The organism is Campylobacter coli LMG 9860, assembly GCF_000254135.1.
GTDB classification, from domain to species: domain Bacteria; phylum Campylobacterota; class Campylobacteria; order Campylobacterales; family Campylobacteraceae; genus Campylobacter_D; species Campylobacter_D coli.
Window position 1 is genome coordinate 39918 of record NZ_AINS01000003.1, and the last position, 14195, is coordinate 54112.

The following is a 14195-nucleotide window of genomic DNA, read 5'->3' on the forward strand; positions in this document are numbered from 1 at the left end:
CTTGTTTAAAATTTTCTTCCGTTTTTTCCTGCAATAATAAAACGCAAAGCATTCAGTTTAATAAAGCCTGCTGCGTCTTTTTGATTATACACTTCATCTTCTTCAAAGGTACAATAAGCTGCATTAAATAAACTATCATTAGCACTTTCTCGGCCTATAACCATTACATTACCTTTGTAAAGTTCAAGTTTTACTCTACCATTGGCATGTTTTTGAGATTCGTCGATTAGAGCTTGAAGCATCATTCTTTCAGGCGAGAACCAATAACCATTATAAATCAAACTTGCATATTTTGGCATAAGTTCATCTTTTAAATGCGCAGCTTCTCTATCTAGTGTGATGCTTTCAATTGCACGGTGTGCTTTTAAGAGTATAGTTCCTCCTGGTGTTTCATAGCAGCCACGACTTTTCATTCCTACATAGCGATTTTCTACTATATCAAGGCGTCCTATGCCATGTTTTGCACCAAGCTCATTAAGCTTGCTTAAAAGCCCAGCAGGGCTTAAATGCTCTCCATTGATGGCAACTAAATCTCCCTTTTGAAAATCAAGTTCTATAATCTCACTTTCATTCGGTGCTTCTTTTGGACTTTTACTCCATCTCCACATATCCTCTTCAGGTGCGTGTGCAGGATCTTCTAAAACAAGTCCTTCATAAGAAATATGAAGCAAATTTGCATCCATAGAATAAGGAGATTTCCCTTTTTTCTTAGAAATATCAATACCATGTTTTTGAGCATAAGCTAAGAGTTTTTCGCGGCTATTTAAATCCCATTCACGCCAAGGAGCAATGATTTTTAAGTCAGGATTAAAGGCTAAATAACCTAATTCAAAACGCACCTGATCATTTCCTTTTCCCGTAGCCCCATGACTTACCGCATCAGCTCCTGTTTGCAGGGCAATTTGTGCTTGAGTTTTTGCAATCAAAGGTCTTGCTATGCTAGTTCCAAGTAAGTATTCACCCTCATAAATAGTATTGGCTCTAAACATAGGAAATACATAATCTTTAACAAATTCTTCTCTTAAATCTTTAATGAAAACATTTTCTTCTTTAATCCCTAATGAAAGAGCTTTTTTTCTAGCAGGTTCGAGCTCTTCGCCCTGTCCAATATCTGCTGTAAAAGTTACTACTTCGCATTTGTATTCATCTTGAAGCCATTTTAAAATAATACTTGTATCAAGTCCGCCAGAATATGCCAAAACGACTTTTTTTACTTCATTTTTCATAGAGTATCCTTTGTCAATATTGATTTAATTGTCAAATTGTATCTAAAATTCATTAAAGAAAAGTTTTTAAATTGATGAAGAAAAGTTAGTCAAAGCAAAATGGGTTTCAAAAATTTAATTTTTTTGGTAAAATTCCATTATGAGAGTAGATAAATTTTTAAATGCGGTTAATATTACTAAAAGAAGAGCTATTTCTGAAGATATGTGTAGAAGTGGTGTAGTGGGGATTAATGGAGTGATAGTAAAGGCGAGCAAAGAGGTTAAGGTAGGAGATATTATCAGTTTGCATTTTACTGATTATACGCAAGAATATAAGGTTTTAGCTTTGCCCACTACTAAAAATATTCCAAAAAATGCACAAAGTGAATATGTGGTGAAGTTATGAAAGAATTTATTCTAGCTAAAAATGAACTCAATACCATGCTTCAAACTTTACCAAAACAAGGTGTTGTTTTATTACAAGGAGAATTAGCTAGTGGTAAAACAAGCCTAGTGCAAGCTTGGGTTAGTTTTTTAAATTTAGATGAGAAAGTAGATTCTCCCACCTTTTCTATCATGCAAAAATATGAAAATCAAGATATATGTATTTATCATTATGATATATATCAAGAGGGTTTAGAAGGACTTTTAAAAAATGGTTTGTTTGAGAATTTTTTTGAAGAGGGTTTACATTTGGTTGAATGGGGAGATGAGAATTTAAAAAAAGCTTTGCTAAAACTTGGAATTCCTAGCTTGGAAATAAAAATCAGTGTAGAAGATGATAAAAGAAAGTATGTAATTTATGAGTAAACTAGAAATTGTAAATTTAGAAAAAATTATTAAAAAAACAAAGATTATCCAAGGCATATCCTTAGAATTAAATAGTGGTGAGGTTGTGGGACTTTTAGGGCCTAATGGAGCAGGAAAAACAACTACATTTTATATGATATGTGGACTAATATCTCCAAGTAGTGGAAAAGTGCTTTTAGATGGTTTAGATGTGACAAAAGATCCTTTAAACAAAAGAGCTAGATCAGGGATAGGTTATTTACCTCAAGAAAGTAGTATTTTTAAGGATTTAAGCGTTGAAGATAATTTGCTTTTAGCTGCTCAAATTTTTTACAAGGATAAGAAAATTTTACATGAAAAAGTGGAGCAAATGCTCGAGCTTTTAAGTATAGAACCTATTCGCTTAAGAAAAGGCTTAAGCTTAAGCGGTGGAGAAAGAAGACGATGTGAAATTGCAAGATCTTTGATGTGTGAGCCTAAATTTTTGCTTCTTGATGAGCCTTTTGCGGGGGTGGATCCTATTGCAGTGGCTGAAATTCAAAGTCTTATCAATGAACTTAAAAAGCTTGATATTGGAATTTTAATTACTGATCATAATGTTCGCGAAACTTTAGCAATTTGCGATAGAGCTTATGTAATAAGATCAGGCTCTTTACTTGCAAGTGGAAATGCTGAAGAAATAGCAAATAATAAAGATGTTAAAAAATATTATTTAGGAGCGGAGTTTAAACTCCTTGATTGATGTTAAGGCAAAAGACTACCCAGGCTCCTAAAACTAAGATTTCTCAAACTCTGCGTTCGTGGTTGCCTATATTACAAGCAAATATAGAAGATTTAAAAGAAAATTTAGACAAATTCGCAGAAGAAAACCCTTTTTTAAGCGTTCAAGAACCCATTCAAACACACGAGCATAATAAAAATTATTTTGATTCTTTTTATAAACGCAACGCAAATTCGGCATTTGTGGATAATAAAGGTCTTGCCACAAAAAGCGTATATGAACTTCTTAATGAACAGATTATACCCCCTCTTTTTCCTACAAGTAAATCTCAAGAACTTGCAGGCAAAATCGTAGAATGTTTAAATCATGAGGGATATTTTGAATACGATGAAGAAATTTTAAAAGATTATGATATAAATGAATTAGAGCGCATAAGAGCAAGATTTAAATTTCTTGATCCTGTGGGAGTGGGAGCAAAAGATTATAAAGAAGCTTTTTTATTTGCGCTAGAAAATATAGAACTTGATGCAGAGCTTTATGATTTTTGTAAAATGCTTATTCAGGATTTTGAAAATATACAAAATTACACTAAAGAGCCTTTATATAAGGAAGCATTAGCGATTTTTAAGCGTTTTAGCATACCGCCTTTTTTGGAGTATTTTGAAGATTCTCGTGTTATTATACCCGATATCTTTGTTTATAGGGAAAATAATGAAATCAAGGTAAAAATCAATGATGATTATTATCCTGAAATTTCCATTGAAACTGATGGTTTAACTCACGAATACTTAAATCACTACATCAAAGAAGCAAAAAATTTAGTTGATGCTTTAATGATGAGAAAAGCAACGCTTTATAAAATAGGACTCATGATAGTAGAATACCAATACGATTTTTTCATGGGTAAGGATATTAAACCTATGACTTTTAAAGACTTAGCTCTTGATTTAGAGCGCAATGCTTCAACTATTTCAAGAGCAGTGGCAAATAAATACCTAAGTTGTGATAGAGGGCTTATCCCTTTGCGTGATTTTTTTGCTTTTGCACTTGATGAAGAGGGCGAGACTTCAAATGTGGGCGTTAAGGATTTTGTTGCAAATTTGGTTAAAAATGAAAATCGCTCAAAACCTTTAAGTGATAGTAAAATCCTAGAGTTGATTAAAAAAGAATTTAAAGTCGATATAGGACGACGCACTATTACTAAATATCGCAAACACTTAAATATACCAAGTTCAACGGATAGAAAAAAATTATATGAACTTGAAGGATAATGCTTAAATTTATCATTTCTTTAATCTTGCAAATCAAAAATATAAAAATACACTGAATTTGTATGAATGTTATTTTAATGTATATTTTAATATTTATTGGTATATTATTTTAACTATATGTTTTTTTTATTTAAAATTGTGCTATAATCACAATAATTTTTAAATTTATTCCATAAAAGGAGTTAAAATGGACTTTTTAACCAGTCTAGATGAGAGTATTCAGTTTTTGATACAAATCATCATTGTTTTAATTTGTCTTTTTTACGGTGCAAAAAAAGGTGGTATAGCTCTTGGCTTACTCGGTGGTATAGGTATTTTAATGCTTGTTTTTGCTTTTCATATAAAACCTGGAAAGCCCGCTATAGATGTAATGCTTACTATCTTAGCTGTGGTTGTTGCAAGTGCGACTTTACAAGCAAGTGGCGGTCTTGATGTAATGCTTCAAATAGCTGAAAGAATTTTAAGACGCAATCCTAAATTCTTAACCATTTTAGCTCCCTTTGTAACTTGCTTTTTAACCATACTTTGTGGGACAGGACATGTGGTTTATACTATTATGCCTATTATTTATGACATAGCGATTAAAAATGGAATTCGTCCAGAACGCCCTATGGCAGCAGCTTCTATATCTTCACAAATGGGTATTATTGCAAGTCCTGTTTCTGTTGCAGTTGTGAGTTTAACAGCTTTGCTTTTAAATGCAGAACATAAATTAGCAGGTTTTGATGGCTATATCAATCTTCTTCAAATTACTATACCTAGTACGCTTTTTGGTGTTTTATGTGTGGGAATTTTTTCTTGGTTTAGAGGAAAAGATTTGGATAAAGATGAGGTTTTTCAAGAAAAACTTAAAGATCCTGAATTTAAAAAATATGTTTATGGTGATTCTAAAACACTTTTAGGTGTTCAACTTCCAAAAAGCAATTGGATTGCAATGTGGATTTTCTTAGGAGCTATTGCTTTAGTGGCTTTATTAGGTATATTTGATTCTTTACGCCCAAATTGGGGACAAGTTGTAAAAAATGGTATTCCTCAAGTAGATGCTTTAGGCAATCCTAAAATGGATATTTTATCTATGGTTTCAGTGATTCAAATGTTCATGCTTTTAGCAGGTTCTTTGATTATTATCTTTACTAAAACAGATGTAAAAAAAATCGGCTCAAATGAGATTTTTAAATCCGGTATGATAGCTCTTGTTGCAGTTTTTGGAATTTCTTGGATGGCTGATACTATGTTTGCTGTTCATACTCCTATGATGAAAAAAGCTCTTGGAGATGTAGTTGTAGATTATCCTTGGACTTATGCAATCATGCTTTTACTTATTTCAAAATTTGTAAACTCTCAAGCAGCAGCTATTGCAGCTTTTGTTCCTTTGGCCTTAGGAATAGGTGTTGAACCAGGTGTGATTGTGGCTTTTGCGGCAGCTTGCTATGGGTATTATATTTTACCAACTTATCCAAGTGACTTAGCGACTATACAATTTGATAGATCGGGTACGACTCATATAGGTAAATTTGTTATCAATCATAGTTTTATTTTACCAGGTCTTATAGGTGTGATTAGTTCTTGTGTTGCGGGATATTTCTTAGCTTTAGCAGCAGGATATCTTTAATATTTTGCAGGATTTTTCCTGCAAAATAAAAATACTATAAATCTTTTAATTTATTGATCTCATCTCTTAAAGTCGCTGCTTTTTCAAATTCGAGCGCTTTAGCAGCTTCAAGCATTTGTTTACGAAGCTCTTTTACGATTTTAGCTCTTTCATTAGCAGGCATTTTTTCAAATTTTTTACCTTTGCGATAAATTTCTCCTAAGTTTTCTTCATTTTTTAAACTTTCTTCGATGTGTCGCTTGACTGAAGTTGGGGTGATGTTATGTTTTTGATTGTAAGCTTCTTGAAGTTTGCGACGCTCATTTGTAGTATCCATAGCTTCTTGCATGGATTTTGTAATCTTTTTGCAAAAGAGTAAAACTTTACCATTGACATTTCTAGCAGCTCTTCCCATGGTTTGGATTAAACTTGTAGTGCTTCTTAAAAAACCCTCCTTATCTGCGTCCATAATGGCAATAAGCGAAACCTCAGGCAAATCAAGTCCTTCTCTAAGTAAATTTATACCTATTAACATATCAAAAGCACCGCTTCTTAAGCCTCTTATGATTTCATTGCGTTCTATTGCATCAATATCTGAATGCATGTATTTTACTTTAATACCAAGTTCTAAATAATACCTTGTAAGCTCTTCAGCTAGTTTTTTAGTCAACACAGTAACTAAAACGCGTTCGTTTCTTTGTATAACTTTTTTGGCTTCATCAAATAAAATTTCAACTTGATTATCGCTATCTTTAAGTTCTATCAAAGGATCAAGTAATCCTGTTGGACGCATAATTTGATGAAAGATATTTTCCTTACTAAGTTCAAGCTCAAGCGGGGCAGGGGTGGCTGAAACAAAAAGAAACTGACAATCTTTATGGATAAATTCATCAAACATTAAAGGACGATTATCAAGAGCTGATGGAAGACGAAAACCATAATCTACCAAGGTTTGTTTTCTGCTTCTATCTCCTGCAAACATACCTCTAAATTGTGGTAAAGAAACATGGCTTTCATCGACTATAACAAGAAATTTCCTATTTTTAATCGCAAAATAATCAAAAAGTGTATAAGGCGTATCGCCTTCTTTAAGCCCTGTTAAATGTCTAGCATAATTTTCAACGCCTTTGCACATCCCTGTGCTTGTAAGCATTTCAAGATCAAATTCAACGCGTTGTTTAAGGCGTTGGTATTCTACAAGCTTGTTTTCATGTTCAAATTGCGCCAAACGCTCATTAAGTTCTATCTTTATATCTTTAATAGCTTGCTTTAATCTAGTTTCTCCTACACTAAATTGACTTGTAGGATAAAGTATGAAGCGTTTTAAATCTTTGCCTTTTTTATTTTCTAAAACATTATAATGATACATTGCATCCAGTTCATCACCAAAAAATTCAAGTCTTACTACTTCATCTTCGTAATAAGCAGGATAAATATCTATAATATCACCTTGTACGCGAAAATCAGCACGATCAAAGAAATTATCATTTCTTTTATAACCCATGTCTACAAGTTTCTTTAAAAGTTCTTTTTGTGAAATTTGCATGTCTAGTTCAAAGATTAAAACCATTCCTATGTATTCATTTGGATTTCCAAGTCCATAATTAGCCGAGACACTAGCGATACAAACCACATCCTCATAGCTTAAAAGCGAAGCAGTTGCGCTAAGTCTTAAGCGTTCTAGATCCTCATTTGTGGAGCTATCTTTTTCTATAAAAACATCGGTGCGCGGTATATAAGCTTCAGGCTGATAATAATCATAATAAGAAATAAAATATTCCACATGGTTCTTAGAAAAAAAACCTTTAAATTCGCTATAAAGCTGGGCGCAAAGGCTTTTGTTATGACTCATGATAAGGGTTGGCATATTGAGTTCTTTTATGACATTTGCCATGGTAAAAGTCTTTCCGCTTCCTGTTACGCCGAGTAGGGTTTGATATTTATTACCTTTTTTTATGCTTTTGACAATACCTTGTATTGCTTGTTCTTGATCAGGACTTGGTTTAAAATCGCTTGTAAGTTCTAACATTTTCCCACTTTTTGAAAGTTTTTTAGAAAAATTCTAAAAGAAAATGCTTTAATTAAAAATTAATTGACTATAAAAAACCTAAATTTAAATTTTTTTTTGCTACAATTACAAAAAATATTTTTATTTTAAATTTCTATAGCAGAAGGCAAATTTATGTTTGATGAAAAAATTATTAACACAATGTCAGATAAAGTCAATGAGTTGATTGAAAAATACAACGAAGTGTGCGAAGCAAATGAAAATTTAAGAAACGAACTTGTAAGCGTAAAAGCGCAAAATGAAGCAAAGAGTAATCAAATCATGCGTTTGGAAGAAGAGCTTAAGTCTCGCAATATAGAAAGTGAAGATATTTTCAAAAAAATAGAGGCTGTACTTGGCAAGTGATAATTTAAAACAAGTTATTATCAATGTTTCTGCAAAGGATTTCATTGTTAAATGCAGTGGAGAATTTGCAAATTTTTTAGAAGATGATATCGCTCTTATTTCTGGTGGGACTAAAAAAATAGAATTAAAGCGTTTCGTCGATGCTTTTGTAAAAAAAAGCTATGAGAATTATATCTTAGAAAGAGAACTTAAAAAACTTATAAAAGCGATCAATGAAGAACTCCCTGTAAAATGAAAAAGGCTTTTACTCTCTTAGAGCTTGTTTTTGTGATATTGATTTTGGGGATATTGGCAAGTTTAAGCTTCTCTTTTGCCAATCAAAATAAAAACGATGCGAAATTATTAAAATTGAAAATAGATTATGAAATGCTAAATTCAGCCCTATCCCTTATGCGTACTCAAGTTGAACTCAAACAAATCAGTTCTTTTTCTCCTAATCTTGATGAAGCAAAAATCAACACTCAAAAAGAAAAACTTTTTTACTGCCAAACTAGTCAAAATTGCACCTATTCTTTGCTTCATACACCTATTTATTCTAGTTTTAATGCTTGGATGAAAACAGCACCCAATCGATATAGATTTTTTTTAAATACAAAAGAATGGGTTGATTTTTTTTATAATGCTGATTTTGCTATTTTAGAATGTTTGAGTGAAAAATATTGTAAAGAATTATTATGAGATATTATGAATTAGCGGTTTTTGGATTTTATTTGCAAAATTTAACCTTTCATAGTAAGGAAGAAATTCCAGCTTTAAGAGAGGTGATTATTGATTTAAAAAATAAAAAAAATCTTAGAGCTTTAGTATTGAAAGAATGCCAAAAGCCCGAATTTCAGACAAAAGAGATTAAAGAAATTACATCTTTTTCATTAAGCTGTGTACAATTTGAATTGGCGAAATTTATTTCGTATTATTATTCTTCAAAGCTAGGTTTTGTATTAGGACTTTTTTCTACTTATCAAACTTACACTTGTGATCTGATTAAAATAGAAAATGAACCCAAATTAAGCCAAAAACAAAAAGAAGCTTTGGAATTTATAAAAGCTAATCCCACTTCTTTGCTTTTTGCAGATACAGGTAGTGGAAAAACTGAAATTTATATTTGCTTAATAAAACAATATTTAGAGCAAGGAAAACAAGTTTTACTTTTAATGCCAGAAATTTCTCTTACTCCACAGATGCAAAAGCGCTTAGAGGTGTATTTTAAAGATAAATTTTTTCTATGGCATTCTAAAATTTCAAAGAAAAAAAAGCAAGAAAATTTAGAGCGTTTTTGCAAGGGTGAAGCACTTTTGGTCGCAGGAGCAAGATCGGCTTTATTTTTACCTTTTGTAAATTTAGGGCTTATTATAGTGGATGAAGAGCATGATAATTCTTACAAAGCGTCTAATCAACCCTATATTAATGCTAGAGATTTAGCGCTTTTTTTAGGCTCGAAATTTGATATCAAAGTGCTTTTGGGCTCAGCTACTCCTTCTTTAACGAGTTTTTATAAGCAAAAGAGTTTTAGGCTTAAGGGTACTTTTTTTGAAAGCAAAAAACATTTTTTATATGATGAAAATGAACTAGACATAACTCCTATGCTTTTAGGTGAGTTGAAAAAAAGCTTGGAAAATCAAAAGCAAGCTATCATTTTCTTACCTGCTAGGGCTAATTTTAGACAAATTGTATGTAAAGATTGTGGGCAAACTATAAAATGTCCTTTTTGTTCTATTGCTATGAGTTTGCATAAAAAAAGAAATGTTTTAAAGTGTCATTATTGTAATTATACTTCTTTAATAGAGCAAAATTGTCCTAGCTGTCAAGGTGCAATGCTAGAGGCTAGGAAGATGGGCACGGCAGAATTGCAAGAGCTTTTGCAAGAAGCTTTACCTCTAGCAAGGATAGCCAAATTTGACAGCGATGAGATTACGAGTATTCGAAAGCTTAATGCTGTTTTGAAAGATTTTAATGAAAATAAGATCGATATACTTATAGGAACTTCTATGCTTGCTAAAGGACATGATTATCATAGTGTGGATTTGAGTGTTATCTTGGGGCTTGATGAGTATCTATTTCGACCTAATTTTAAGGCAAGTGAAGAAACTTTAGCTTTGGCTATGCAAGTAGCAGGAAGAGCAGGGCGCAAAGGTGAGGGAAGGGTACTTTTGCAAACTAAAAATAGGAATTTCTTTGAAAGATATATAGAGGATTATGATAGCTTTTTGCAAGATGAATTAGAAAACAGAAAAGATCTTTATCCTCCTTTTAAGCGTCTTTTGAGAATTGTCATCGAAGATAAAGAACAAAAGCAGGCTCAAAATTTATGTCAGAAATTAGTTGATCAGATTAGTGGCACTTTAAAAGTTGAAATCATAGGATATGGAGCTTGCAGCATAGAAATGCTAAAAGGACAATATCGTTTTTATATATTGCTTCGTAGTGATTTTTATAAGGTCTTAATTAAGATACAAGAATATGCTTTAAATTTTAAAAATGTTAGTGTAGATATAGATCCTATTGATTTTTTATAGGATTGATTTCCAAATCACTCATAAAATCAATCTCACACCAATTACCTTTGATTTCCACAGCTTTTGCATTTTTGTATTTGTCAATTAAAATTTGTAAAAAACTTGTCATGTACATATTCTTAAAATCTTTTCCATCATAAGTCAAATTCTTATCAAGACTATCGTAAGTTTTTATAACCTCCTTTAGAAAAAGATATGAAAACTTAAATAAGCCTGTATATTGACCTTGAATTTCATCATAAGTTTTAGCTTTTTTGCCAAGCTCTACAATAAAACCATCTTTTAATTTTAAAGTTTCAGCATCATCAAGTGGATTTTCAAATCGTTTTTCCCATAGTTCTTTCCAATCTTTATCCACAATAACAGCAAAATCTTCTTTTGCTTCTTTTAATTTTTCTATGCTATTCTTAAAATAAACTATATCAGCATAAGAGATGATTAAATCTTGTTTATCTTCGATGCATTTTTGTAAAAAATCTCTAGCGCAAAATAAAGTTTGCACCATATTTGTTTTATCATAGTTTTCATTTTTATAAAATGTTACTAAATCATAACTTTGATTTATATAAGTCCTTAAAACATCAAATAAATATCCACCTACTACACATATTTCATCGATATTGTTTTCTTTTAAGGCTTGAATTTCATAATCTATTATTTTTTTATTTTTATATTCAACCATACATTTTGGTTGATTTTTTGTTAAAGGCATTAGCCTTGATCCAAAACCTGCCGCTAAAATAATTGCTTTCATTTTTCTTCCTTAATCAAATCAAGCCATTCTTTTAAAATTTGAACATTGTTTAATCCATCTTCTCTTTCGATATGCCACATTATACCAAAAATATTTTCATACTTATGTTTAAAAGCTTCTATAGTTTTATCTTTTGCAAAGCATAAGGGCTCAAGTTCATCTCCCAGTCTAGCAATTGCAAAATTGTGAAAAGAATTACTTATAAATTTTTCTTCTAAAAAAAATATTTCATGTTTGCTTACATGATTTACATAGGGGCTTATACAACTATTAAAATAATGAGCTATTATTTGAGCCCCTCTACAAATACCTAAAAGTGGAATTTTTTCTTTTAAGCAAGCTTCTATGACTTGTATTTCATAAGAATCCCTTTTTTTAGACATTGCATTAGGATTTAAAAAATTTAAATCATTACCACCACTTAGTATCACAGCTTTTACAAGATCTTTGTAGCGAGAAAAATCTATTTCATAGCTAAGCGGAAGGGGAATAAAATTTTTAAATAAATCTTTATTAAATAATTCTCCCCAATCTTTTGCCAAACATTCTCTTTCCTCATAATAACTTTCATTGCAAATAAGCCTTTGGGTAATACCTATAAACAAAATATTTGCTCACTTTCACATTCAATATTTATTTTTTTAGCCTTTAAATATTTTTCAAAATTTTCTTCCCCAACTCCTATAACAGCAGGCATTCCAAGCTCTGAAGCACGAATAGCCATATGTGAGTTAGCACCCCCATAGCATGTGATAAGTCCTGCTATATTTTTTGTAAATAAATAATCATATCCAGGATCTGCTGCATAGATTAAAACAATTTTTCCTTCTAAATCTTTATCATTTTCTTTGGCTGTAAATGCGGTTATACTTTTTTGTGTGATAAAATTTGGAATAATACTATGATTATAAAAAGAAAAAATTTCCTCAGTATTGCAAAGTAAGGAAGGAAGTTTTATAGCTTGTGTGAGTTTATATTCTTTTTTATTTCGAGCAATCTCTTCTAAAAATTGCTCTCTTGGATTTATAGAATAAAGACTAGAATAAAGATTTAAAATACTTTTGATATCAAGATGAGCCAGATCTTCTTTTTTGATATCATAATATTTACCTAATTCTTCAATATAAACTATAGCTTTAGAAAGCAATCTGGTAAATTCAAACTTAAGCAATTCTCTGCCTTCGATAGACTGTTTTAAAAAATCAAAAAATTCACAAGCACTAATTTCTAATCCATGTTCTTTAAGTAGAGTATTTAAAGCTTTCATCTTTTCTTCTGGAAGAATAAAAGCTTTATCTTCTAAATAAACATTATTATCTTTTTGATTTATTTCAAAATAAAGCTCAAAATTTTCGTCATATCTTGGAGATAAGATGTTATAAGTTCCCGCTCTTAAGTGTCCAAATTCTATCAAAAATTGATTTTTAGTACAAGAGTTAAGATTATTTGTTTGCTTACTTAAATTTTTACTCACTGTATTAAGTGAATTTAAAAAATCATTTTTTTCTTCTTTGCTTATGAAATTAATCTCAACTAAAGAATTTAAAAGTTGCATTGCCACAAATGCAGCTCTAGCTACTCCTGCAAAAGGTAAAGTTCCATAACGCTTACACTCTTCAATAAGCCAATAAATTTTATCGATTAAAGAAAAATTTGAATCAATAATACCGTCATATCTTTCTTTTAATCTGTAAGCTTTCTTTATATCTTTTAAGTAAAGTCCCGATTGGGGATTAATAATCTTATTTGTAAGTTCTAGTAATGAAAATTCTAATCTTTTAAGCTCATTTTCATTAAAACCGTGATTTAAAAGCTCTTGTAATTTTTTAGAACTGTTAAAATCATAACAAGAATAAACGATATCAAATTCAATTTTATCATGTAATTCATGGTTTTTATTAAGTTTATCTAAGTAGAAATTGACAAGTTTTTGTGCAATATTTTCATCTAATTTTTTAGGTATGAAAGAATTAAAAGATAATCTTACATCTACATAAGGAATGCCCAAAAAAGAATGAATCAAAGGATGAGATCTTAAATCTTTGTAGCCATAATTGTCTCTTTGATACGCCCATATATTATCTGTAATGATTTCTTTATATAAACTAAAAGCTAAACGCTTTGGTCTTAAACCAATGATTTCAGCAGGATTCCAATCGGGCATTACTCCAAAAAGTGCTTTTTCTCCTAACACTCTAGGACGCAAATTTTGCAAAGAAATAAAACGCTTATAAAATCTTTGCAAAGCTTCTTTTGGTAAAGCATTAAATAAATTTTCTTTTTCTTGCATCACTAAAGGTCTTACCTGTAAACAAAAAAGCTCTTCTTTATTGTCTTTAAAGGCAAATGCAAATTCAACATCTAAAAAACAACAATCATATAAAGATTCTAATTCTTTTATAAGCTCTATAATCTTCTGGAGTTTGATATCTTTAAAATCCAAATGCTCTCTATAGTGATAGTAAGTTTTTGCACTCTTACTGCTTCCATCTGTAATGGAATTATTTGAACCATTTTCATCATATTGAAGGCAAAAATAAGGAGAAAAATTATCCTTATCGACGCTAAAACCAACACCACAAAGTGTAATATTTTCAAGCATAGGTTGGATTAAAATTTCATCACTTTTTGATGGCATGGAATTAGCAACTTTATATAAAGCTTTTAATAATTCATCTTTAGAATTCGCATCGATATTTGCCAAGGAAAGAAAAGCTCCCGCATTGGAGTTTTTCATACTATCTTCGCTTAAAGAAGAACTTCTTATGATGAGTTTATTGGCTTTTAAAGCTTGAATATCACTTAAAATTTTCTCTTCATTTAATATTAATTCTTCAAGCGAAGTCAAGACCAAAGGTAGAATTTTTGCTTTTTTTAATTTTGTTTGTAAATTTTTTAAATTTTGTGCTTTGGTTTTGAAATTTAACTCCGCCATTTT

14 protein-coding genes are annotated in these 14195 nt (G+C 30.8%); 9 read left to right on the forward strand and 5 right to left on the reverse strand.

Translation table 11 applies throughout. The features are described from left to right. Positions 1-5 precede the first annotated feature (5 nt). The gene (locus tag CCO88_RS00595; RefSeq protein WP_002806695.1) at positions 6-1226 is read right to left on the reverse strand and encodes an argininosuccinate synthase; all 1221 of its coding nucleotides are present in this window, start codon (positions 1224-1226) and stop codon (positions 6-8) included. 139 nt (positions 1227-1365) lie between these two features. On the opposite strand from CCO88_RS00595, the gene CCO88_RS00600 reads away from it, so the two are divergent. The 5 genes from CCO88_RS00600 to CCO88_RS00620 all read left to right on the forward strand — a co-directional run bounded on the left by CCO88_RS00600 (position 1366) and on the right by CCO88_RS00620 (position 5598). Beyond that, a complete protein-coding gene (locus CCO88_RS00600; RefSeq protein WP_002776417.1) occupies positions 1366-1611 on the forward strand; it encodes an RNA-binding S4 domain-containing protein in 246 nt (81 codons plus the stop codon). Continuing rightward, complete coding sequence (tsaE, locus tag CCO88_RS00605; RefSeq protein ID WP_002781616.1) at positions 1608-2015, forward strand: tRNA (adenosine(37)-N6)-threonylcarbamoyltransferase complex ATPase subunit type 1 TsaE; 408 nt, start codon at positions 1608-1610, stop codon at positions 2013-2015. Before CCO88_RS00600 ends, tsaE begins: the two co-directional genes overlap by 4 nt. Next, positions 2008-2736: an LPS export ABC transporter ATP-binding protein gene (gene lptB, locus CCO88_RS00610; protein ID WP_002781615.1), complete on the forward strand. Its 729-nt coding sequence runs from the start codon at positions 2008-2010 to the stop codon at positions 2734-2736. The genes tsaE and lptB overlap by 8 nt, the downstream gene beginning before the upstream one ends. Next, positions 2736-3986, forward strand: coding sequence for an RNA polymerase factor sigma-54 (locus CCO88_RS00615; RefSeq protein ID WP_002781614.1), 1251 nt, complete (start codon positions 2736-2738; stop codon positions 3984-3986). The genes lptB and CCO88_RS00615 overlap by 1 nt, the downstream gene beginning before the upstream one ends. 187 nt (positions 3987-4173) lie before the next feature. Beyond that, positions 4174-5598, forward strand: coding sequence for an anaerobic C4-dicarboxylate transporter (locus CCO88_RS00620; protein WP_002776421.1), 1425 nt, complete (start codon positions 4174-4176; stop codon positions 5596-5598). 34 nt (positions 5599-5632) lie between these two features. On the opposite strand, the gene uvrB is transcribed toward CCO88_RS00620, so the two are convergent. Continuing rightward, positions 5633-7606 carry an excinuclease ABC subunit UvrB gene (gene uvrB, locus CCO88_RS00625; RefSeq protein WP_002789903.1) on the reverse strand — a complete coding sequence of 658 codons (1974 nt, stop codon included), beginning with the start codon at positions 7604-7606 and terminating at the stop codon, positions 5633-5635. Between the two features lie 153 nt (positions 7607-7759). Here uvrB and CCO88_RS00630 point away from each other — a divergent pair, with 153 nt between their 5' ends. From CCO88_RS00630 to CCO88_RS00645, 4 genes are read left to right on the forward strand one after another with little or no spacing between them, the layout of a single operon-like run. Continuing rightward, positions 7760-7990 (forward strand): hypothetical protein, encoded by a 231-nt coding sequence (locus CCO88_RS00630; protein ID WP_002776426.1) that lies wholly within the window; start codon positions 7760-7762, stop codon positions 7988-7990. Next, a complete protein-coding gene (locus tag CCO88_RS00635; RefSeq protein WP_002776428.1) occupies positions 7980-8225 on the forward strand; it encodes a hypothetical protein in 246 nt (81 codons plus the stop codon). The genes CCO88_RS00630 and CCO88_RS00635 overlap by 11 nt, the downstream gene beginning before the upstream one ends. Next, positions 8222-8668 (forward strand): type II secretion system protein, encoded by a 447-nt coding sequence (locus CCO88_RS00640; protein WP_002776437.1) that lies wholly within the window; start codon positions 8222-8224, stop codon positions 8666-8668. Before CCO88_RS00635 ends, CCO88_RS00640 begins: the two co-directional genes overlap by 4 nt. Beyond that, the gene (locus CCO88_RS00645) at positions 8665-10503 is read left to right on the forward strand and encodes a primosomal protein N' (RefSeq protein WP_002839015.1); all 1839 of its coding nucleotides are present in this window, start codon (positions 8665-8667) and stop codon (positions 10501-10503) included. Before CCO88_RS00640 ends, CCO88_RS00645 begins: the two co-directional genes overlap by 4 nt. Here the strand turns inward: CCO88_RS00645 and CCO88_RS00650 are convergent. Genes CCO88_RS00650 through CCO88_RS00660 form a run of 3 tightly spaced genes read right to left on the reverse strand, consistent with a single transcriptional unit; the run spans position 10487 to position 14192 of the window. Next, entirely contained in the window at positions 10487-11257 is a 771-nt protein-coding gene (locus CCO88_RS00650) for a phosphocholine cytidylyltransferase family protein (protein ID WP_002781608.1), read from the reverse strand. The genes CCO88_RS00645 and CCO88_RS00650 overlap by 17 nt on opposite strands. Next, positions 11254-11862, reverse strand: coding sequence for a gamma-glutamyl-CDP-amidate hydrolase (locus CCO88_RS00655; RefSeq protein WP_002781606.1), 609 nt, complete (start codon positions 11860-11862; stop codon positions 11254-11256). Before CCO88_RS00655 ends, CCO88_RS00650 begins: the two co-directional genes overlap by 4 nt. Then, on the reverse strand, positions 11853-14192 hold the full coding sequence (locus CCO88_RS00660; RefSeq protein ID WP_002781604.1) for a PEP-utilizing enzyme: 2340 nt from the start codon (positions 14190-14192) through the stop codon (positions 11853-11855). Before CCO88_RS00660 ends, CCO88_RS00655 begins: the two co-directional genes overlap by 10 nt. Positions 14193-14195: the final 3 nt, after the last annotated feature.